The sequence below is a fragment of the Methanoregula sp. genome (genome assembly GCF_049518935.1).
Taxonomy (GTDB): Archaea; Halobacteriota; Methanomicrobia; order Methanomicrobiales; family Methanospirillaceae; genus Methanoregula.
Genome location: NZ_JBEKRH010000002.1, coordinates 58,090 through 79,624 on the forward strand (window position 1 = coordinate 58,090; position 21,535 = coordinate 79,624).

Here is a 21,535-nt window from a genome sequence, read left to right on the forward strand (position 1 = left end):
ACCCGCCCGGGTTTAAGGAATAAAAGGGTATATACTATGCCTCATAACCTGTAAAGATAGTTATCTGCCAGGCTGGCAGCGCTGGAGGGGTTGGATAATGGAGAGATCGCAGGTCAAGTGGCTGTATATTTCCGTGGGTTTCTCCCTTGCGGTTCTCATCATCATCCTGTACCTCACCATCAACGAGAATACCCTCACGTATATCAGACAGATCAATCCCCTCTTCCTCCTTCTCGCCTTCCTTACCCATATCCTGACCATGTGCTTCTGGGCGATGCGGGTCAAGAAGATGTCGGGCTCTCTTGGCTATCCCATCGGATTCTTCTACAGCCTGAACCTGGTCTTCGCGAACCTGCTTGCCGCAGCGATCACGCCGGCCCAGGCTGGCGGGGAACCGGTCAGGATCCATGAGCTCTACAAGGCAAACGTCCCTCTCGGGGATGCCACTGCCATCGTGATCATGGAGCGGGTGCTTGACGGGATAGTACTAGCAGGTCTTGCCGCGTTTGCCATGATCGTCCTGACAGACCAGTGGAAGAGCCTCGGTGCCGTTTCCGAGGTCATGGTCTTTGTTACCTGGATCTTCGTGGTTGGCTGCCTGTTCCTCTTCTACCTGGCCATCCGTAGGCCCGACGTTGTCAAGCGGGTGGTCAACCGCTGTACACTCTTCTTCACCAAAACATGGGAGAACGGCCGGGTCGAGGAACTTCTCAAACGGGCTGACAAGGAGATCGACAACTTCCACGACGCGGTAATCAAGTTCGTGCGGAGCGCCAAGGGCGGGCTTGTCTGGGGAATGCTCTTTACCCTGCTCTACTGGGTATCCGAGATTATCACTGCCTCCCTCATACTGGTCGGGCTTGGCCAGCCGCCTCTCATCCTCGAATCGTTTGTGATCCAGCTGATCCTCGCGATCCTGATGATGATGCCGCTCACGCCGGGCAGTTCGGGTATCGCGGAAGTCGGGGCAACCTCCATGTACGCCCTCTTCATCCCCGCATCCGTGGTCGGGATCTTCGTTGTAATCTGGCGTATTGTCCTCTATTACTTCAATATCGCCCTTGGCATCCTCTCGAGCATTATCATCGTCCGCCGGGAGGCGAAGAAGGCAGAGTAAACCATCCGGATCAATCCCTCAACCCTTATATCGGATGGGGGCAATGACTGTGCACAGGTATGACACAGGTCAGGTGTGAAGTCAAGGGCGTCTTCATGGCAATCAGCGATGCGGCAACCGTGCCTCTCGTGATACTCACCGACGGAAGCAATCACCTCCTGCCCATATTCATCGGCATCTGGGAGGCCGTGTCCATCAACAGCGCGAAGAACCATGAGTTGCTGCCCCGGCCATTCACGCATGATCTCTTTCTCGATATGTGTGCCAGGTTCTCCATCACCGTGAGGTTCCTGCAGATCGACAGTATCGAAGACGGGGTGTATTATGCCCAGCTCGTGCTCGTGAATGACGGCCATGAAGAGTATATAGACTGCCGCCCGAGCGACGGAATTGCCCTGGCACTCCGGGGCGATGTCCCGATCTTTGTGGATGAGAGCGTACTCACTTCAGCAGCACAGAAAAATGAAGACCTGCCTAAGATGGTCGACCTCGCCTCATTCCTCAATAAATAATGCGTACACGGGCGGGGAGTTATTTCCTGCGGTGCTCAAGTTCTTTCATCACGTCGGCAAGATCGATATCTGCCGCCCGCAGGGCAACAAGGATATGGAAGAGGAGATCTGCTGCTTCACTGACCGTCCGCTTATCCACGCCGTTCTTTACGGCAAGGATGAACTCGGTCGACTCCTCACCTACCTTCTCCAGTACCTTGTCGATTCCCTTCTCGTCAAGGAGGAGGCGGGAGGTATAGGAGGACTCTTTCGGGTGCTCCGCCCGCTCGCAAATCACGCTCCAGATTTCCGCGATCACGTTCGGGTCGATGTCTGGATCCATTATGCCTCCATCCCGAGCAGGACTTCGCCGATCTCGATACCGTAAAAGCGCCGGCAGAGGATGCGCGCTTTCTCGATGTTGCAGCCCGCCTTCCCGATCGCGATGCCAAGGTCACTTCGCTGGCGGACGATCACGTTCACCGGCCCGGCCTCCACGGAGCCATCGACCCCGGTCACCTCCGCAGGCTTGAAGATGTTTGCAATGAACGCACTCACCGAATCTGCAAACTCGACCATCTCGATCCGCTTGCCGAGCACGTTCTGGAGGCGCCGGATATTCTCGCCTTTCTTGCCGATCGCAAGGCCCATGTCTCCCGGCCGGATCACGTAGATGACCCGGTCGAACCGGTCGTCGATCACGCAGTCGAGGGCAGTGGACTTGGTGAGAATGCGCAGTTCTTCTATATACCGTCGTTCCTTAAAGCCGATATTCCGTTCCATTTTAAAATCAATCCTATTGTATACGCTGATTTGTGGTATTCGAGATTTGGCATGAACATCGCCGTCCGGGACGTTCATCGGGGATAGTGAGAATTTTTCCGGTAAAACCGGTTGTGTACGTGATTTTATGAAATGATCACGCTGCTATTTTAAAAACATTGTGAAGGGATTGCATGGAACGAGAAAAAAGAGTGCGGATGGGGGGAATGATCAGTAGGTATACGTAACCGAGACCTGTGCATTCACGGTGATTTCACCGGGCTGGATAGGAGTCGGGGCCACGGATTTTGCCGCGCCTGCTGCATCCCACTGGCTGTTGGAGTATACCACCGGAGTAAAGCTCTGAGTAATGTCGACGGTTCCCATACCGGTGATGTTGACCCCGAGAGCTCCCGCAACAGTATCCGCATCAGTCCTTGCATTTGCCACCGCATTTTTCAGAGCCTCGCCACGGAGTGCCTGGGCCTGGACATCGGAGAGCATGAACTGGATGGAATCCGCCTGGTTGACACCGTTTGCAACGGCGATATCAATGATCTCCCCGGTCCTGCTCACATCATCAAGCGTGACCGTCAGGGTGTTTGTGACCTGGTACGTCTTTACCTTGGGGTTGAGAATCCCGCCGGTTGTGTCGTCGTATACGGGGCTGATACTGTACCCGGAGGTTTTGAGTGAATCACGCGGGATACCGGCACCGGCAATCGCATCAATCACCTTGGCCATCTGATTGGCATTGTCCGACTGGGCAACCTTCACATCCGGGTTCTCTGTCTGGACGGAGAACGTTATCTGTGCCCGGTCAGGAGTGCCGATCACGTTACCGCTGCCGGAGGCGTGGATCACTTTATCGGTCGATGAGTCCTGGGCAGATACGCTGCCGATTGACGCCACCAGGAAGATTGCAAGGATAGCGCATATGAGAGAGAGTCTTCGCATCATGGTATTCGCATGATCTTGTCCCGATATGAGGTTAAATCTTACTTTGACTGCGAAACTGGTCGCAGTTATCAAAAGTGGTGCACGAGAAAGTACAATATCTCCGAAGGCCAATAGTAGAGACGATTTGCATGGGAGCAACAATCGTAGAGAAGATCTTCTCACGGAAATGCGGCAGAGACATACGGGCAGGCGAAGTGGTCATGGCCCCTCTTGACGGGGCGATGATCCACGATATTACCGGCCCGCTTGCCATCCAGAAGTTCTACGAGATGGGCGGAAAAAAGGTCTTTGACCCAAAAGCCGTCATCATGCTCTTTGACCACCAGATACCGGCAGATTCCATCGAGGCGGCGAGCAACCATGTCTATATGCGGAAGTTCGCTGCGGAACAGGACATCCACAATTACGACATCAACGAGGGCGTCTGCCACCAGGTGACGATCGAGAAAGGCCGGGCGGCCCCGGGCGAGATCGTAGTTGGAGCAGACTCCCATACCTGCATGTACGGGGCGACAGGCGCGTTTGCAACCGGCATCGGATCCACCGATATGGGCTTTGCCCTGAAATTCGGTGCCCTCTACTTCAAAGTGCCCGAAACCATCCGTGCTGAAGTGACAGGTAAGTTCCAGAAGAGGGTCGGGGCAAAGGACCTGATCCTCGCGATCGCTGCCGATATCGGTGCCGACGGGGCGACCTACAAGGCGATCGAGTTTACCGGAAAGACCGTGAGAAAACTTGACATGTCAGGCCGGATGACCCTCTGCAACATGGCCATCGAGATGGGCGGCAAGGCAGGCATTGTCGCCCCGGACAAGGTCACATGGGAGTATATGAAATGCCGGCGGAAGATGAAGCCGTTCGAACTGGACAGCGACTCCGACGCGAAGTTTGCGGAGAGACGGCCCTACGACGTCTCGGAGCTCGAACCACAGGTCGCGATCCCGCACAATGTAGATACGGGCGTACCGGTCAGTAAGGTTGCGGGAACGCACGTCGACCAGGTCTTCATCGGCTCCTGCACGAACGGGCGCTTCGAGGATCTCGTGGAAGCGGCAGAGGTGCTGGGCAAGAAGAAGTTCAGCCCGAAGATCCGGACCATCATCATCCCGGCATCCCGCGACGAGTACCTCAAGACTCTTAAGGCAGGACTTATCGAGAAATTCGTGAAAGCGGGGGCACTGGTCGAGGCACCCTGCTGCGGCCCCTGCATGGGCGGGGCGTTCGGGCTGATTGCTCCCGGGGAGGTCTCACTCTCGACCTCGAACCGGAACTTCAAGGGAAGACAGGGAAGCACTGACGGCAAAGTATACCTCTGCTCCCCGGCAACGGCGGCGGCAAGCGCAATCACGGGTGAGATCACCGACCCAAGGGAGGTGTAAAATGGCGGCGAAAAAAATGACACCGGTCAAGTGCGTGGTGATCAGGGAGCCCCGGGCAGCACAGAACATGCGGGTCTGGAAGTTCGGGGACGACATTGACACCGACGCAATCATCCCGGGCAGGTTCCTCACCATCAACAATCCCGACGAGCTCGCAAAGCACGCCTTTGAAGGAACCCGGGACGAGTTTGCAAAGAAGGTAAAGGAAGGAGACGTGATCGTCGGTGGCCGGAACTTCGGCTGCGGCTCGTCACGCGAACACGCCCCGCTTGCCCTGATCGGTGCAGGGGTGAAAGTAGTTGTGGCACGATCGTTTGCCCGGATCTTCTTCCGGAACTCGATCAATGTCGGCGTGCTCCCCGTGGTCTGCCCGGATGCGGATAAGATTGCAGACGGGGCAAAAGTTTCCCTGAAGATCAAGGAGGGTTACCTTGAAGCGGACGGGAAGAAATATGCCATCGAGCCCGTGCCGGTCTTCATGCAGGGTATCATTGATGCCGGCGGGCTTGTTGAATTTGCAAAGAACCTGAAGGAGGTGCCGGTATGTACAAGATAGCGTCAATTGGCGGGGATGGGATCGGCCCGGAGATCGTGGCCGAGGGAAAGAAAGTACTGGAAGCCGCGGGCGAGAAGTATAACTTCGATATCCAGTGGACAGATTTCGATATCGGTGCGGACCGGTACATCAATTCGGGCAAACTCGTCACCGAAGAAGAGTTCAAGGAACTCTCGAAGTTCAAAGCGATCTATTTTGGCGCCATCGGCGACGAGCGGGTGAAGCCGGGAATCCTGGAAAAGGGGATCCTGCTTTCACTTCGTTTCCATTTCGACATGTATGTCAACCTCCGCCCTATCAGGCTCTTAAATGGTGTTGAGACACCTCTTGCCGGAAAAGGTCCAAGGGACATCGACTTCGTGGTAGTCCGTGAGAACACTGAGGACTTCTATGTCGGGATCGGTTCGCGCTTCAAGAAGCACCAGAAGACCGAACTCACGATCGCCCGCGAACTCTACAGCGTGAAGTTCGGCCTCGACGTTGAGAGTGATGCCGAGGAGATCGCGTACCAGATCGGGGTCATCACCCGTGAAGGGGCACGCCGGGTCCAGACCTACGCGTTCGATCTTGCCATGCAGCGAAAGAAGAAACTCACCTCGGTAGACAAAGCGAACGTGCTCTCGGACGTGTACGGCCTCTGGCGGGACGTGTTCACAGAAACAGCGAAGTCTTACCCGGATGTCACGACCGAGTTCAACTTCGTGGACGCGATCACCATGTGGTTTGTCAAGAACCCCGAATGGTTCGATGTCGTGGTCACGCCCAACATGTTCGGCGACATCATCACCGATCTTGGCGCCATGATCCAGGGTGGCCTCGGGCTTGCCCCGGGCGGCAACATCAACCCGAAGGGTACCTCAATGTTCGAACCGATCCACGGATCGGCACCCAAGTACAAGGGCATGGGCGTGGCAAACCCCATTGCCACCATCTGGGCCGGTTCCCTCCTTCTCGATCATATCGGCGAGCATAAGGCGGCGGCAGCAGTTGTTTCCGCAATAGAACAGAGCATCAGGGATGGCGTGGTGACAAAGGATATGGGCGGTTCCGCCCGGACCACGAAGGCCGGTTCATACATAGCCGACTGCGTGCGGAAAGGGAAGTAATCCGTTTCTGAACAGGGCCTTTCTCACTAAAAGGGCCCCTGAAGCAGTTCTCTTTTTACTCTCGTGTTGGACGCTGCTCCACCGTCACCACCGGCACATTCAACATCCTGCTCATCCTGAGCCCGTAAAGGCGATGGGGAAAGAAGACGGTGCTCTTCGCATGCAGGAGAGATGACCGTTGCAGGTAAAAAAAGAGTTAAAAAAGAAAAATATCACGCTTATTTCAGGAATTCGGGATGATCTGCCAGCACCTGCAGCGCCCTCTGCTTATGGACGTATGCCGGATACCACACGGTAAAGACGATAGCTATTACCATGAAGACCCATTGCACATTTTCCCAGAACATTATATGCATGTCAGGTCGGACCAGCAGAACGGTGTTCACCACAAGGCCGAGCGTGAATGCAATTCCCCATACCGCAGTGATGATATAATTTACCCGCATGAATGGCGCGCTCCTGGCACGCTCGGGTTCCACGCCCTCTCTCGAATACTGGAGGGTGAAGGGGAACCGGAACAGCATCGTAGCCCAGCAGACAATCGTAAGGATCAGCATCGAGAATACCGAAATGTAGTTCGCGAGATAGTACTGCTGTAATCCGACGATCATGATGAAGAACACGACGAAAAAGACGATCGTGACAATGGATAGGATATAGCCCTTGAGCAGCTGCCGGTAACTTGTCAGGACGGTGAGCACAATACCGACAATAAAGGCAAGGGTCAGACACATCAGGGGACTTCCCACGGGAGATTCAGCAACAAGGGTGAACGCGATCCATGGCACGAACGCTGTAAGAAGTGATATCAGGTTCATTATGGTATGAAAAAAGGATTCGCGGTAAGATAATTCTTTTGTAATATACGTCGGTTCCCGATTCCACCGGAATCACATGTACATACTGTTCCCAAGGGGATCGGCAGACATTTCATACTGATCCGGATCCAAGATTCCCCGTTTCCTGGCGTCACCCGTAGATGTACTCCACACTATAATAGACGATGGGTAGCGTCATATATATCGCAGTACTCCATGTGATTCCGGCCAATGCGAACAGGATGCCCACGATGGAGACCCCGGGGACAACGAGGTTCCGGAAACGGACTTTCCTGATATATGCCGGTTTCAGTGTGGATTCTGTCAGCCGGTGATCGTTCGTTGCGTACCACCACTGGAGGGACATGCCTATGCCGATGAGAAGGAGATTCGACTCAAACGTCATTGCACCAATCGGGACACCGGAAAAAGCGCCGGAAAAGGACGCTGAAAAGGGGAGGAGTGCGACAAACATGAGCGTCACGAGGTTAATCCAGGTGAATATCTTATCGGGGGTCCGTACTGAATGGAACTGCATGTGCTGGCTGAGCCAGAACGCCCCGAGGATAAGAAACGCGAGAGCATAATGCATGAAACCGGAATAGAGGTCGAGGAGGACCTGAAGTGCATATGCATTTGTCAGTACCAGTGTCGCCTTATCCGGCACACCCAGGCCGATGACAAGGAGCGTCATCGCGAACGCGAAGATGCCGTCCGATAGCGCTTCCAGCCTGCCCTTGGTGAGATGGGATTCATTACTCCCACCATTTTCCTCAGTCATATTCTTCATCCGTACTGGGAAGTGATCGGATTTATGTGCTTGGGATTTTTTTGGGAAATTGACGTGGCTGGATTCAACCGGAACGATTGAGGCCATACAGAAAGGATGACTTAGGGTCCACAGGATATTTTAAAAGAGGTTACCGGAGATTTGTCGGGACATCGGCAAACACATCCTCTTCATCATCATCATCAGAGGACCGGTTGAAAAGGGACCGGAAATATCCAAGCGGCCCGCTTTTTGCCTGCGGGAATGCCACCCGGGAGCGGTATTCACTCACTTTTTTATCACCGGAGACGTCCTTGATCAGGAACTCCGCTTCCGCAAGGCCTTCCTCGACAGCCATCTTGTCAGTGACATCGGTGATGGCTCCTGCAATCGCCACGGTCTTCCCGTTCTTCACCACAGGGATCTCATTTACCTCGATCCAGATCTTCCGGCCGTCCCGGGTCGCCATCTCGAGCCGGTACGGGGGCTCCCGGCGTCCGGAAGCGATGGCACGGATCGTCCGCTCGAGGCCGGAGGCGTTCATGGGATGATCGGTGAGGTAATCGGTCCAGGTCCGTTTCCCGTCCTTTGGCCGGCAGCCCAGCAGGTCGCGGATTCTCGGGCTGACAAACACCATCGTGTGGTCGGTTGTGTGGGTGTAATACATCTGGCTCCCACACTCAAGCAGGAGCATCAGTTCCTCGTCCCGCTTCCGGATCGCCCTCTGCTCCTTCTTTATCGGGGTGATGTCCCGGCCCGTAGCTACAATGGATACTACGGTTTTGTCATCCCCGAGAACAGATTTTGCCGACCAGCTGATGCACCTCATCCCCTTCCCGGTCTGTATCCACTGCTCCACCGTGCAGGCAAAGGGGGGACGGAAGAGCTTGGTCATCTGGGTGGCGATCACATCGGAATAGCGCTCATCGGTCACCGGCATAAAGACGCTGTTGACGAGGTGATCCCGGGCCTTCCCAACGGTTTCACAATAGGCAGTATTGACAAAAAGAAGCCGGCCTTCAAGATTGAACCTGACGATGAGATCCTGCTGGTTCTCCACCAGATCCCGGTAGGCTGTATCAGCATTATCCATTCCAGACCACGTATACCTGTGCCATGATCCGGCACATCTCTTTGGACTGACGGGGATTACCCCTCTCATAAGATCATCTGCTGGCGAACTATTAATGGTATATGATATGGTTAAAAAAAAGAGTCATGGGGGAAGGGATTTTTCCGGGTTCCAGCCGGTATTTGTCTGATGCAGATTCAGACCGGGGCACCGATCTTCTGCTGCCCTTCAACAACCCTGCGGATCCGGACCACGGGCGATTCGGGGATCCTGACGATCACGGCCATGCGTTCCTTCCCGTACATCACTGCACGGAGCGTAGTCAGGGAGAGCGTGAACGTTCCTGCTTCGAACAGGTCGACGTTCAGCGCCTTACCGGAAGCAGAGACATGGGCAAGTCCACGGGTCAGGCCGAGATAATAATCCCAGTTCCGGGTGAGTTCCTCGATCTGGACATACACCCTGCCGGAGACTGCCCTGAGCAGCTCTGTTTTCCGGATGGCATACCGGTTCCCGAGCACGTGCAGTTCCACGACTTCGTGTTCCATGCCTTCACTGTCGATCGCCCTGCACCTTGTCTGCTGGAGATATCCTGCTTTTTCCATCATACACGACCACCTTCTGTCGTATACTGGCGTTGCACTGGGGGGTATATAGCCTGTCAGCATGCGCAGGGTGAAAGTAAAATCCGTTGAGCCCCCCTGCTGGAATTTCCAGCGTGAAAAGGTGGGTTGGGAACCGGATGGTTCACGGTTTCCGGTCTATACAGGCATTCAGGACATACTCGATGAAGGAGAGGGTGCCGTTGATACCGGCCAGGGGGACGGGCGAGAGCCGCACCGTGCCACGCAAGGGAGGAATGATTCCTACAAACGCGGTGTCCCTGCAGATCGCCCGCTCGAACGAAGATCCGATCACAAGATCGGGATGGTGAGCCCTTATGAGGTCGTTTACCTGAGAGATCCCGTCTGCCCTCGACAACGGGAACCGCGATGCTCCCGCTGCATTCCGGGAGCCGATACAACAGATCTCCGCATCGAGATAGTGGTCCAGCACTTCAGCTGCAAACTGACCGTATGAGTACCCGGCGAAGATGACAGCCGCCGGCGGGTCGTACCGCTGCAGGTACTTGTCGCAGGCCCGCACAACCCGCTCCTCCTGCTGCCGGAGCTCGACCAAGACCGGATCGATATCCGCTTCCTCTACACGGTTTCCAATCTCATGGAAGGTAGCCCGGATCGCATCGAACCCGAGCATACCTCCAAGGGACTGCCCAACGCCGGAGGAGAAGTCTGCGTTGGTGCCAACCGTCCACGGTGCTGCACTATGTACTTTCTCCAGCCGGTCCTGGCAGAAGATCGTACCTGCCTGGACGGACGCCATCGCAAACATGCGCAGGATCTCCTGAACGTTTCCACTGCAGAATGGGTCGAAGAGGCAGGCACCGTCAATATTCACACCCGTCATGCCCGGATCGATCCGCGGGCCAAGCCGTGCAAGCGCATTTGTATAACCGGCTTCCACATCGCCGGAGAATCCCGGGCTGTCGACAAGGATCACGTCGAGATCAGCGAGCATGGACTGGATGTCCTCACCAAGAATCGCAGGGACACAGGTAGTGATCACAGCGATACGCTTCCCGGTCCCTCCAAGGCCGCTGATCACTTCCCGGAGCCGGTCCTCAGATCCAAAGATCACTTCGTTCTCAAGAATGAAAGTGCCGTGGAGAGGGGCATGAAGGAGAGTTGTTGGGTAATAGTAGCACCCGCTCGACCCGTGGATCACCACCGCGATACCATCAAACCCGGCAAGACACGCTGCTGCGCCGGTCATCGCACAAGGCCAGAGAGGATTATCACATTCAGGCATGGATTGTCCTCCTCCAGCGGTGCAGCATCCGCCGCAGACCGGCTGTACCCACCGCAGAGCTGACCGGAAGGCGGGCATCGTTCCCGCCACCCGGTGAGAGCCCGAGTGCACCCGCGAGTTCCTGCGCAGCCGCAAGACCTTCCTGGCCCGGCCAAAGGTTATCAAACACCGCACGGGAACCGTGGAGGTCACCAAATGCGGCAATCATCTCTGCCTGCAGAGACCGCTCTCGTTCCAGTGAATCACGCCCGTCAATCGTACAACAACTGGCCACGGATTCGAGGAACGCAAGGGTATCCGACAGGCCGTGGGGAAACGAAGGAATGAACGGCGTGCCGAACCGGTCTTCCAGGTACCTCCCGACCGGCACAAGAGCGGTGTTCCGGAGAATGTTCAGTTGTGCAGACCCCAGCCGGGAAATCCGGTCAAAGGGGATGTCGTGGACGAACCTCAGTGAAACGGGCAGTCCGAGGCCATCAAGGAGACGGGCGATCTCGGTATAATTTTCCTCCACTTCGTACTCCAGGTTCATCTCTCCGATGACATTGACACCGGGCACCTTATCGCCGGGGTCCACGGTCCCGGCCAGGGTGATCAGGGCGTTATTCACCCCATCCTGGAACGTCCCGCCGAGAAAACCTGCCGTGGGGATATGGATGACCGGTAACCCGTACTCCTGTTCACAGACCGACTCGACATCGTCCCCGATCGTCTCGACTATGCAGGTAGAGAGGACAAAAATCGCCTTGACGTTGCGGCCGGCAGCCCTGTCCAGCGACCGGCGGAGGGCTGCCTCACCGCCGAAAACAATATCCTGTTCGGAGAGCCCGGTCGAGACGAGATCCGGGAGCAGGATCTCGTCATTGTCGAGCCAGGTGGCATGCAGCAGGGAAAAGTTATGGTGGCTGCACCCTTTTGGCCCGTGCACGATCGTTGCGGCATCGCGGATACGGGAGGTGACCGAGAGTGCTCCCGTCAGGGTGCATCCGCCAAGCCTAGATGAATTCACGGGCAAGGGATTCGAGCTCATCGGTCTCAAGGGGGGTGGGGATCGATAACCGGGTATTCTCCATGACACGACCGGCAAGCGAGCGGTACACTTCAGCCTGGGCCGAGTCCGGGCTGTACTCGATCACGGTCTGCTGGTTCACCTCGGCCTGCTGTACAACATGGGCACGGGGAATATACTGCACCATCGCGCTGTTCACCCGTCGTGAGAACTCCATTACAAGCTCCTCTTCGCGGGGCTGGCCTCTCGCATTGCAGATCACGCCGGCCAGCCGGCACTTGCTCTTCACCCGGGAGGAGAGGCGCTGGATCGCCTTGCAGATGTTGTTCGCCGCATACAGGGACATCAGTTCCCCGGAGGTGACCAGGTAAATCTCCTGGGCATAGCCCTGCCGCATAGGCATCGCAAAACCGCCGCAGACCACGTCGCCAAGGACATCGTAGACGATCACGTCGCCCTCGAGGGCTCCGAACTTCTCCAGCAGCTGGAACGTAGCGATGATCCCCCTGCCGGCACAGCCAACGCCGGGCTCAGGCCCTCCCGCCTCCACGCACCGGATCCCGTTATACCCGGTAAAGACGATATCCGACAGGGTGAGGTTGGTATCCCCCCTGGTCCTGACCAGGTCCATCACGGTCGGGATGAACCGGCCCTGCATCAGCATCCTCGTGCTGTCCCGCTTGGGATCACAGCCAATCTGGAGGACCGAGAGTCCCCTGGCGGAGAGCGCGGCCGAGAGATTGGCCGAGGTGGTGGATTTTCCAATGCCACCTTTACCGTACAGGGCGATCTGCTTCATTACCGTACCTATGGACCGGCAATTTATATTAGATCTCCTGATGTTAACAAAAGTAAACTTGCGTTGAATGAGTGCTGATGACCCCATGCGACCCGGATGCAGGATGCGCTCCGGTGGCCCAATAACGGCGCCGGAGAGCACTGCCCCGCTCGGAGGTTATTTGGGAGGACAGGAGTAATCATGTACTTCAATGGACGCGGTGCAGACATTTCTCAAGTTCGTTGCCGGCGGGAGCATCATTGTCGGGGTAACCTACTTTGCGCAGCAGGTCAATCCCCGGTACGGGGCCATCCTTGCTGCGGCACCGATCATCACAACGCTCGCGTTCCTGTTCACCTATAAAGAGGCGGGAATTGCCACAACCCAGCAACTCGTCATAGGTGCATTCTATTTTGCCATCCCGACACTGGCCTTCCTTCTCGCTCTGTATTTCCTGATGGGCAGGTTTGCCCTCCTCCCAAGCCTCGCCGGAGCGTATGGGGTCTGGCTCGCATGCGTAGTCATCACCAACCAGGTTATATCGGCGATCTGATTGGGCGGAGGAGTGGCAGCAGGCAGCTGCAATCCTGCAAATAGAGTGATTTGACCTGCAATGGCTTTTCCCCGGGGAAGATCTGTTTCCCGGCACGGTACACGGAAAAGAGGGCAGACGGACCTATTCCGGCCCGCGGAGCAGGGCAAGAAAGAGCATCACGACCGGGATCACTTCAAGCCTGCCTACCCACATTACGACAATAAAGATCCACTTGGAGATGACCGGCATATCGGGCGAGACATAGCCGGTATTGATCCCGCACGTGGAGAACGCCGAGACAATTTCAAAGACGATCTCCGTGATGGAATAGGTTGTGATGTGGAACTGGAGGACAAGAAGGGTTGCGATAAAGATCGTTATCACCGAGAGGATGATAACGAGCATGTTCTTTGCAGTCTCGAGCTCGGCGGTGGCCCGGGGGATGACGCGGCCCTCGATACGGAACGGCAGGAATACCTTCCCGCTCACGTAGAGCCGCCGGAACCACCAGAGGAGGGCCCGGAAGGCAAAGGCGACCCGGTCGAGCTTGATCCCTCCTGCCGTGCTACCTGCAGCCCCACCGATGAAGGTGAGCATAGCAAGGAAAAGCAGCGTCACGCTGGCCCAGATATGGAAATCCGTTGTCTGGAACCCGGTGGTCGTAAGTGCTGAAGTCGCCATGAAGAATCCCTGCTCAAGCGCAGGGAGAAAATCAAGACTCCCGAAGAAGATCAGGTCATAGGTCAGGACAGCGGTCCCGATAGCAAGGAAGAGGAAGAAGAGTTTTACCTGCTCGTCGCCAAACAGGCTCCAGCGGCGGTTCTCGAGGATGAGATAATAGAGCCTGAACGGCAATGCCCCGGCAATCATGATCGCGATCAGAATCAGTTCGAGCAGTACGCTGTGGTAAGCAAGGATCCCGCCCGGGTGCAGCGTGAATCCCCCGGTCGAGATCGCCGACAGTGCAAGGTTGACCGACTCCCACAGGGAGAGCCCGGTGAAGAGGATAAGTCCTATTGCACAGAATGTGAGGACCCCGTAAATCTTCCAGAGGTTCCGGCCGGTAGCAATGACGGTGGGTAACAGGGGTTCATCCCTGCTCTCGCTCCGGAAGATCCTGGACCGGAACAGGCCTGTGCTGCTGGCAAGCGCAAGAGAGAAAGAGATGATCCCGAGCCCGCCTACCCATTGCATATAGGATCGCCAGAAGAGCAGGGTATACGGTGCCGTGTCAAGGGAGCGGATCATGGAAAACGAAGTCCCAGTCCATCCCGCCATACCTTCGAAGACCGAATCGGTAAACCCCATGTGCAGGCCCAGCATGAACGGGATGCCACTCACCATTGCACAGGTCAGCCAGAAGAGGGCCACGGTGCACATGGCAGATGACAGCCGTGTCCCGTGCTGCCTGCGGGGAAAGCTCCGCAGGATCATTCCTGCCATAAAAAATATACCGGGAACGAACGCCATGGGCAGGAGCATGTTCCATTCGGAGAAGAGAACGGCAACGAACAGGGGGACAACGGTGACCGGTGCGACAAATGCAAAGATATCCCCAAGATCTGCGATGATCGTAGAGACGTGTTCGAGCCGGCGCATCACTATTGGGTTGCCGTTTGTCCCCTAATAGTGTTTGCCCGGGCCAGCAGGGGAATTAAAAAAAGGAAAGGAGGCGTCTTACGCCTTGTTCGTCCAGAGGCCGTGGACATTGCAGTATGCCCGTGCCTTGACGGTGGCATCCGGGACGCAGAACTCGGCCTCGGGCTTGTCGCCGGCCCTGAGTTCGTGAAAATAGACGGTTCCGCCATACCTGACTTCGATCCATTCGATGTAGTGCTTCTCTTCCATCGGGTGGGGAACGGATCCGACCTTAACGATGATACCTTTTGCCGACTTTTCAACAACCGGCACATGCTTCTCCTTACCTGCATCGTCGGTCTTCTCCGGCATGAGGGTCATGGGCTGGCCGCAGCAGACCATGGTGCCGCCCGATGCATGAATCACTCTGGTGGTATTCCCGCATACTCCGCACTTGTAGACTTCATACAGTTTTGTCATACTTCCTCCGTACTTACACGATGTTACTTTCCTTATGCTTCTTCAATATTTCGTCCGCGAGCCGGTCGAGTGCCACCATGGCCGCCTCGTCCGGGGCTCCCTTGATCATGACGGGTTCAAGGACTTCGACCTTGACGTGATCCAGCATATTCACGATGGTCTCGACCGCTTTGCCGCCCCATCCGTAGGACCCGATCACCGAGGCGAACCGGACTTTCGGCTTCAGTACATTGGCCAGATACGTGGCATGGACCACCTGGGGGTGGGGGCCGAAGAGAACCGTCGGCGTCCCGACAACAACCGTTGCCGCGTCCACGAGGGCCAGGGCCAGTTCCCCGATATCCGTGTGCGTGAGGTTGAACGGCTTGACACCGATTCCCCGTTCGATGAGGGCGGTCGTCAGGTGATCCACCATCTTCTGGGTACTCCCGTGCATGGATACATAGGGGATCACCACTTCATTTTTCACGTCGTCCGAGACCCAGGCTGCATAGGCATCCAGGATAAATTTGGGGTTGCGGTGGACAGGCCCATGACTGGGTGCGATCATCTCCAGCGGGAGGGCCCGTATCTTCTCTACGTGCCCACGGATACTGTTCCGGAACGGCATCATGATCTCGGCATAATACCGTTTCGCAGCCCGGCGGGATTCTGCTTCATCAGTAACAAACAGGTCGCTCGAAGCCACATGGTACCCGAACAGGTCGCAGGAGAAGAGGATCTTATCCTCCTCCAGGTACGTGACCTGTGTCTCGGGCCAGTGGGTCCAGGGGGTCAGCAAGAACTGGAGCGTCCTGTCCCCGAGGGAGAGTTTCTCCCCGTCCCTGATAACTTGTACGGACCTGGGATCGATCTGCAGGAGGGCGACCAGGAGATCCCTGCATTTCTCGTTTGTTACGATTTTTGCCCCGGGGAACATTTCCAGGATCATCGGGAGCGAGCCCGAATGGTCCTGCTCGGCATGGTTGATGACAACGTAATCGAGCCGGTCCACGCCAAGCCTGATCAGGTTGAGGATCAGGTCCTCCTCTTTTGCCGGATCGACCGTATCGATCAATGCAGTCTTAGTGCTCCCACGGACCAGGTACGAGTTGTAACTCGTCCCTTCCGGAAGAGGAATCAGTTCATCAAAGATCCGCCGGTCGAAGTCGAGTGCCCCGACCCAGTAGATCCCTTTTGTAATTTCACGAAAAACCATTGCGGTCAGCCTTCCCTGCAGAATTCATTCTTTAATGCAAAACATACACGGTACGGGAAGTCAACGGGAAGTTCCTGAAAATCAATTCCCAGGGGGATGTCCTGTCGGGGTTCTCCCTTCTCCGGATTATATACATGCCCGCAGATACTGCACACATACCGTACCATCAGAATCAACAACCTGTCCGGAATCTGGATAGTACAAGAGTGGCAGGGCGATTAAAAAATGGTTCCGATACTGGCACAAAAGGTCTGTAATAATAAAGGAATGACAACTGGTAAGGCGACACCGGACACCAGCAATATGCCGGTATCAGGGTTCCGGTAGTTGCTGCAGATTATACCTGCTGGTAAAAAAGTCAAAAGAGTGGTTCTTGCGTGCTGCCGTCTCCATCGAGAACGACTTGAGGATTTCGAACATGAAATCGATCCGGGAATCAAATCTTCTGGGGATAAGGCGGTTGAAGTCTTCTTTTGTCAGATCGTCGGTGGATGACGTGTCGGAGACACCCAGTTCCCGTGCCAGGTTGCCGGAGATACCCGCGTAATACCAGCTCTCGATCTCCTTTATGACGATCACGATGCTTTTGCCATCGATACTGTTGAACCGGTAATAAAGGATCTGTTTTTTGTCCCGGACGGAGTGCTCGAAATCTATGTCGGCAACAAAGATGTAATCGTTCTTCATCTGGCTGACGCTCTCGAGAAACCGGTTCACCTTCTCGCGCTTGGTGCAGGCATAGGGAATGATCTCCACGGAATCGTACCGTGGCGCAAAGATGGGCTTGATGATGCGGCCGAAGAACCGCACATCGTCCTGTCCTTCGACCATGATGAAGAGACGCCGTTTCATTTACATTCCCAGCAGGTTCTGGACATACAGTTCCTCGATACCAATCTCGTTCGCGAGGAACGTCCTGACCTCCTCCTTGTCGGAGGGCCGTGAGACAATGGAGAAACCCTCGCTGTCCCGGGAGATCAACAGGATATCGTCCAGGAATGCATGCTTGACCACCTCCGTGCTGTGGGTGGTGACCATGATCTGCTTGTTCCGCGAGGCCTCCTTCATCATGCCCATCACCCGGGCAATAAGGAACGGGTGGATGTGGCTGACCGGCTCCTCGATGATGATAAACGGTTTCTCCTCAAAATAGAGAGCAATGATCAGGCCGAAGATGGTAATTGTCCCATCGGACAGGGAGAAGGCAGGGAGATCCCGGTTTTTTGCATACCGCTCCCGAAGGGTCAGGATGAGCGAGACATCCATGAACTTCTGCACGGAAAAGTCCTCCACGAACGGCAGGATATCCCGGAGCAGGTTGGAGAATTTCCGTTTCTTTTCAGGGTCTTCGATGAGCTTCTTCACCACGAGGGCAAGGTTGCTGCCGTTCTCGTCGAGTTCCTGCTTCCCGGTGATCACGGCACCTTTTTTCGGGAGTTTCGGGTCGATATCATAGACAGCGATCCGGTCAAAGAATTTTTCCAGGTGTGGCAGCGGGTACCCGTAGATAGTCTCGAGGAGCAGGGTCTTCTCCGGCAGTCTCTTGTTGCGGAAGAAGACCGGGACGAGCTCGTCCTGCCGGAGCGGACACCCCTCAGGAATCCGGATATCATACCCGATCTCCCCGTTCCGATTCGAGATGCTGATCTCACCCCGGCCAATCGGTGTCTTCCCGACCACAATCCCATCAGACCATTCGCATGACGTCACGTCGCAGCTGATCACGAGCTGGTCTTTTACAATGACAAACTCGTCGCCCTCACCAGTGAACCGAAGTGCAAATTCATATGAGGATTCGCAGGGGTTCATGCCAAGAAACCGGGGATCATCCCGGCCGGTCTCGATGAACTCCATCGTGGGGTTTGGCAGGTATGTCACCCTTACAACGAGATCCCGGTCTTTGCCGATCTTCGCGTTCCGGATATATTCCGCACCCCCCTGGAGGGCAATAGCATTGACGATCCCGAGGGTGGCGATGTCCCGCAGGAACCTGAAGACGGCAATGAAATTGGACTTGCCCGCTGCGTTCGAACCGATCACAATATTAAACTGCGACAGATCAACGTCGAACTCTGAGAAACTCTTGAAATTCTCAACATGAACCCGCTGTATCGGCATACGCTTTCCTTACGTCATCGTTAGCCTTGAACAAAAAGAATGTATTGGTTGCTCAGGGACCGCACGGGGAACAGTTACAACTCAGCTGCAGGTAATAAGAGTGCGATCTGCAGGAGTGCCCGGGCCAGGAACGATCCGGGAGAGATCATTTTCCTTTCGGGTTATAACTGAACGAGTCGATCCACCGGAAAAGCCGGTGTGAGTTCCGTTCAGGAAAGACCCCTTCGGCAACGGACTTCACTTCCTCTATGGAGTAAAAGGCATTCGGGTGGAAATCCTTGATGATCCCGATCACGTGCTTGAGGTCCTGCCGCTTGATGATGGTGAAGACCATCTTCACCCTGCCGGTACCACCTTCCCCATCGATACTCGTGACACCGTAGTTATGCGATCGCAGGAACTGCATCAGTTCGGCCGGATCTTCCTTCGTTATGATGCGGACGCTGGTGAGGCCAAGGGAGAGTTTCTCCTCGATTGCCATCCCGACAAACGTGCCGGTCGCAAACCCTGCCCCGTACGCAATATAGCAAACCGCATTGGTCAGGTTGTTCATAACCTGACCGATGGCAATGAGCCAGATGATCACCTCGAAGAACCCGATGAATGCCGGGAGGTACTGGATCCCCTTCGACATGAAGATAACCCGTATCGTATCGAGGCTCATATCACAGACGCGGGCACAGAAGATCAGAAGCGGGACTATGACATAGGCAAAAACAACGGGAGATATGACAATGTCCGGCATTCTCATCTAGTTTTTCGATTGGTGAGTTAATAGTTTGCGGTGGGGCAGTACCGGGATTTCAGGATTACCAACGGGGCAGCGCGTGTAAAAACCACCGTCACGGCGGGATAATAGCCGGGAAAGACAGAAAATAAAGGGAGATTGTTTTCAGGATTATGCTGTCGAATTGGTGACCGTGAACTTCTGGCTCAGGATTCCGCTTGTTAAATCGGCGATATTTACTACTTTCACATCATAGAGCCCCGCTGTTGCACCGGACGGGAAGGCAATCGGGCCGCAGGAGATCTTTGTTGCATCAACATATTGCGGATTTACGCAGGGGATTGTCAGGGATCCCTGTACGAAGGATACGGATACCCCGGTCTGGAAGTTCTGGCCGTTGATCGTGAATGTCGATTCGGTATCGTTCAGTTCCACGGTATCCGGAGTAATCGTATTCACCACCGGCGCTGCATTCCCGATAGTGAACGCGTTCTGGAGGATATCCGATCTGCCATCAGGGTCGGTAACGATGACATTGTAGTCGCCCGCTGCCTGCTGGTTCATGTTAAAAGTCGTCGTGATGGAAGTGGCTGAAACCGAAGTTGCAGTGCCGGTAATTGCCGCGCTTCCCGGCTGGATCAGCTTGGGAACCGCACCGGTCTGGAAATTATTTCCGATGATCGTGACCGTAACTGTTGCATCCTGTCCTGTGCTGTTCGGGGAGATACTGCTGATTGACGGCCCTTCACCCACGTACGTGACATTTGCAATAACCACCGGGGTGGGGGTTACGACGGGAATTGACGAGACGGTGACATGCGCAATCTTAACCGGGTACGTTTTCTCAACGGTAGTCCGGTCAGCTTTCTTGTCAGTCGTGCTGCTAATGAAGTGCCCCCAGGATCCATCTGAATTCTTGTAAATCCAGGCCCGTTCATAATTATCCGTTGCTGAATCGTAACCTAATATAACATACAGCTGGTCCCCTCCGGCAGAGGTCTTCGCGATGATATCACCTGCCGTGTATTTTGCCTGGGGAGCTGCGGTCGTTGCCATCGTGGTCACAGAATTGTCCGACTGGTCTGAGCAGCCCGCAATAAGCACACCGGCAATAATAAGAAGACAGAGAAACATTCCAAACCTGAGGTTCTCATTCATACGAGTATTTTCAGCGGGCACCCGTATAAGATTATTTATTCCAGGATAGGTTTTTTTCCCATCCGCCACGTCAGATTAACAATAAAAATTACTGTATTATTCCCAGCATATGATTCGAACGTGGCATTATCCACTATGTGCGATCATTCAGTTACTACCGGGGGATTTGTATCGTGACAAAATGCAGGGAAAGGTAGCGGTGGATTCCCACCAGGACACCGGCCGTCGCGATTGCTGCGGCATATGCCCATGGCAGAACCGGGAAAATACCCGACGGAGGGATACTGCCGGAGAACAGGAAGGCCATACATCCCGTTACGGCAATGCCCGTGGCATAGATGTCGCGGACAGCAAAAAAGAAGAGTGCCATGAGCATGCCGGCAATAATATACAGGGAAAGGAGATCGGGTGATCGCTGCACCGGCACCAGCAGGAGCATGGCCAGCGCGAAGAGGATCCCGGTCACCACGACTCCAACGGGGATGGAGATCGCGGCCCCTCCGGACCTGACCAGCGCCTGCACATGCGTTCCCGCCATCACCCAGCAGATCATGACTGAAGCGATACCCGTGGGCAGCATGAGAAGGAAACTCTGCCAGAACAAGGTCCGGCCAGTGCCGGGGGGACTGAACAGGAGAACACAGCCATACAGCGCCAGGCAGGTAAGAGCGGTTACAGGGACTGTCCGGCGCAGGGACCGGAACCCGAACTGAAACATCGTCACGGCACCGGAGACAAACGCCCTGCGCAGGAGAAAGACCGGGATGACCAGTCCTGTGAGGATGCACGCTACAAACGTATAGAGAGCGAGAGCGGGGCCTGCGGGTGCAGGAAAGAGATGCACGGCACCGCCAAACAGGAAGCACTCAAGCACCCAGATGGCATAGACAAGGACCGGGATGACGAGAAGACGGAGTACCAGGGTGCGGGATGCCGGCGGCTGAGCGGGAGAGACATTCCCTGGGCCGGTATCAGGGTTTTTATTCATGGCATCACGTTGCAGTACAGGACGGGTGTGTCGTCTTCCGATGTATAATGCACGGTCAGTCTTTCAT

The 21,535-nt window shown here is 55.4% G+C and carries 25 protein-coding genes; 6 read left to right on the plus strand and 19 right to left on the minus strand.

Annotated elements, in window-relative coordinates:
• Positions 1 to 97: 97 nt before the first annotated feature.
• Both ABSE13_RS02225 and ABSE13_RS02230 read left to right on the plus strand, forming a co-directional pair.
• The gene (locus tag ABSE13_RS02225) at positions 98 to 1,117 is read left to right on the plus strand and encodes a lysylphosphatidylglycerol synthase transmembrane domain-containing protein (RefSeq protein ID WP_424026856.1); all 1,020 of its coding nucleotides are present in this window, start codon (positions 98 to 100) and stop codon (positions 1,115 to 1,117) included.
• A gap of 59 nt (positions 1,118 to 1,176) precedes the next feature.
• Positions 1,177 to 1,629: a bifunctional nuclease family protein gene (locus ABSE13_RS02230; protein ID WP_424026857.1), complete on the plus strand. Its 453-nt coding sequence runs from the start codon at positions 1,177 to 1,179 to the stop codon at positions 1,627 to 1,629.
• A 19-nt stretch (positions 1,630 to 1,648) separates the two neighbouring features.
• On the opposite strand, the gene hisE is transcribed toward ABSE13_RS02230, so the two are convergent.
• The 3 genes from hisE to ABSE13_RS02245 form a co-directional block, all read right to left on the minus strand.
• A complete protein-coding gene (gene hisE / locus ABSE13_RS02235) occupies positions 1,649 to 1,951 on the minus strand; it encodes a phosphoribosyl-ATP diphosphatase (RefSeq protein ID WP_424026858.1) in 303 nt (100 codons plus the stop codon).
• Positions 1,951 to 2,391 carry a NusA-like transcription termination signal-binding factor gene (locus ABSE13_RS02240; RefSeq protein WP_424026859.1) on the minus strand — a complete coding sequence of 147 codons (441 nt, stop codon included), beginning with the start codon at positions 2,389 to 2,391 and terminating at the stop codon, positions 1,951 to 1,953. Before ABSE13_RS02240 ends, hisE begins: the two co-directional genes overlap by 1 nt.
• Before the next feature lie 210 nt (positions 2,392 to 2,601).
• Positions 2,602 to 3,330: an SIMPL domain-containing protein gene (locus ABSE13_RS02245; RefSeq protein WP_424026860.1), complete on the minus strand. Its 729-nt coding sequence runs from the start codon at positions 3,328 to 3,330 to the stop codon at positions 2,602 to 2,604.
• A 128-nt stretch (positions 3,331 to 3,458) separates the two neighbouring features.
• Here ABSE13_RS02245 and ABSE13_RS02250 point away from each other — a divergent pair, with 128 nt between their 5' ends.
• From ABSE13_RS02250 to ABSE13_RS02260, 3 genes are all read left to right on the plus strand, one after another.
• Positions 3,459 to 4,709 (plus strand): 3-isopropylmalate dehydratase large subunit, encoded by a 1,251-nt coding sequence (locus ABSE13_RS02250; RefSeq protein WP_424026861.1) that lies wholly within the window; start codon positions 3,459 to 3,461, stop codon positions 4,707 to 4,709.
• 67 nt (positions 4,710 to 4,776) lie between these two features.
• On the plus strand, positions 4,777 to 5,265 hold the full coding sequence (locus ABSE13_RS02255) for a 3-isopropylmalate dehydratase small subunit (protein ID WP_424027054.1): 489 nt from the start codon (positions 4,777 to 4,779) through the stop codon (positions 5,263 to 5,265).
• Positions 5,253 to 6,371: an isocitrate/isopropylmalate dehydrogenase family protein gene (locus tag ABSE13_RS02260; protein ID WP_424026862.1), complete on the plus strand. Its 1,119-nt coding sequence runs from the start codon at positions 5,253 to 5,255 to the stop codon at positions 6,369 to 6,371. Before ABSE13_RS02255 ends, ABSE13_RS02260 begins: the two co-directional genes overlap by 13 nt.
• A 218-nt stretch (positions 6,372 to 6,589) precedes the next feature.
• Here the strand turns inward: ABSE13_RS02260 and ABSE13_RS02265 are convergent, their stop codons facing one another.
• From ABSE13_RS02265 to cfbC, 7 genes are all read right to left on the minus strand, one after another.
• The gene (locus ABSE13_RS02265; RefSeq protein WP_424026863.1) at positions 6,590 to 7,189 is read right to left on the minus strand and encodes a hypothetical protein; all 600 of its coding nucleotides are present in this window, start codon (positions 7,187 to 7,189) and stop codon (positions 6,590 to 6,592) included.
• Between the two features lie 151 nt (positions 7,190 to 7,340).
• Positions 7,341 to 7,970: a TMEM175 family protein gene (locus ABSE13_RS02270; RefSeq protein WP_424026864.1), complete on the minus strand. Its 630-nt coding sequence runs from the start codon at positions 7,968 to 7,970 to the stop codon at positions 7,341 to 7,343.
• Between the two features lie 139 nt (positions 7,971 to 8,109).
• A complete protein-coding gene (locus ABSE13_RS02275) occupies positions 8,110 to 9,051 on the minus strand; it encodes a PAS domain-containing protein (RefSeq protein WP_424026865.1) in 942 nt (313 codons plus the stop codon).
• A 176-nt stretch (positions 9,052 to 9,227) separates the two neighbouring features.
• Positions 9,228 to 9,638: a hypothetical protein gene (locus ABSE13_RS02280; protein WP_424026866.1), complete on the minus strand. Its 411-nt coding sequence runs from the start codon at positions 9,636 to 9,638 to the stop codon at positions 9,228 to 9,230.
• A 139-nt stretch (positions 9,639 to 9,777) separates the two neighbouring features.
• Entirely contained in the window at positions 9,778 to 10,899 is a 1,122-nt protein-coding gene (locus ABSE13_RS02285; protein WP_424026867.1) for a nitrogenase component 1, read from the minus strand.
• Positions 10,892 to 11,929 (minus strand): nitrogenase component 1, encoded by a 1,038-nt coding sequence (locus tag ABSE13_RS02290; RefSeq protein ID WP_424026868.1) that lies wholly within the window; start codon positions 11,927 to 11,929, stop codon positions 10,892 to 10,894. Before ABSE13_RS02290 ends, ABSE13_RS02285 begins: the two co-directional genes overlap by 8 nt.
• Entirely contained in the window at positions 11,895 to 12,707 is an 813-nt protein-coding gene (gene cfbC / locus ABSE13_RS02295; RefSeq protein WP_424026869.1) for a Ni-sirohydrochlorin a,c-diamide reductive cyclase ATP-dependent reductase subunit, read from the minus strand. The genes ABSE13_RS02290 and cfbC overlap by 35 nt, the downstream gene beginning before the upstream one ends.
• A 190-nt stretch (positions 12,708 to 12,897) precedes the next feature.
• On the opposite strand from cfbC, the gene ABSE13_RS02300 reads away from it, so the two are divergent.
• The gene (locus ABSE13_RS02300; protein ID WP_424026870.1) at positions 12,898 to 13,239 is read left to right on the plus strand and encodes a hypothetical protein; all 342 of its coding nucleotides are present in this window, start codon (positions 12,898 to 12,900) and stop codon (positions 13,237 to 13,239) included.
• A gap of 123 nt (positions 13,240 to 13,362) precedes the next feature.
• Here the strand turns inward: ABSE13_RS02300 and ABSE13_RS02305 are convergent, their stop codons facing one another.
• From ABSE13_RS02305 to ABSE13_RS02345, 9 genes are all read right to left on the minus strand, one after another.
• Positions 13,363 to 14,820 (minus strand): TrkH family potassium uptake protein, encoded by a 1,458-nt coding sequence (locus tag ABSE13_RS02305; RefSeq protein WP_424026871.1) that lies wholly within the window; start codon positions 14,818 to 14,820, stop codon positions 13,363 to 13,365.
• 78 nt (positions 14,821 to 14,898) lie between these two features.
• On the minus strand, positions 14,899 to 15,279 hold the full coding sequence (locus ABSE13_RS02310) for a desulfoferrodoxin (RefSeq protein WP_424026872.1): 381 nt from the start codon (positions 15,277 to 15,279) through the stop codon (positions 14,899 to 14,901).
• A 13-nt stretch (positions 15,280 to 15,292) separates the two neighbouring features.
• Complete coding sequence (locus ABSE13_RS02315; RefSeq protein ID WP_424026873.1) at positions 15,293 to 16,477, minus strand: FprA family A-type flavoprotein; 1,185 nt, start codon at positions 16,475 to 16,477, stop codon at positions 15,293 to 15,295.
• Between the two features lie 5 nt (positions 16,478 to 16,482).
• Entirely contained in the window at positions 16,483 to 16,644 is a 162-nt protein-coding gene (locus tag ABSE13_RS02320; RefSeq protein ID WP_424026874.1) for a rubredoxin, read from the minus strand.
• A 145-nt stretch (positions 16,645 to 16,789) separates the two neighbouring features.
• Positions 16,790 to 17,329 carry a hypothetical protein gene (locus tag ABSE13_RS02325; protein ID WP_424026875.1) on the minus strand — a complete coding sequence of 180 codons (540 nt, stop codon included), beginning with the start codon at positions 17,327 to 17,329 and terminating at the stop codon, positions 16,790 to 16,792.
• Complete coding sequence (locus ABSE13_RS02330; RefSeq protein WP_424026876.1) at positions 17,330 to 18,595, minus strand: AAA family ATPase; 1,266 nt, start codon at positions 18,593 to 18,595, stop codon at positions 17,330 to 17,332.
• Between the two features lie 145 nt (positions 18,596 to 18,740).
• Positions 18,741 to 19,340, minus strand: a complete 600-nt coding sequence (locus ABSE13_RS02335; RefSeq protein ID WP_424026877.1) for a DUF2179 domain-containing protein — start codon at positions 19,338 to 19,340, stop codon at positions 18,741 to 18,743.
• Positions 19,341 to 19,493: 153 nt separating this feature from the next.
• Entirely contained in the window at positions 19,494 to 20,480 is a 987-nt protein-coding gene (locus ABSE13_RS02340; RefSeq protein ID WP_424026878.1) for an IPT/TIG domain-containing protein, read from the minus strand.
• A gap of 154 nt (positions 20,481 to 20,634) precedes the next feature.
• A complete protein-coding gene (locus ABSE13_RS02345; RefSeq protein WP_424026879.1) occupies positions 20,635 to 21,468 on the minus strand; it encodes a hypothetical protein in 834 nt (277 codons plus the stop codon).
• Positions 21,469 to 21,535: the final 67 nt, after the last annotated feature.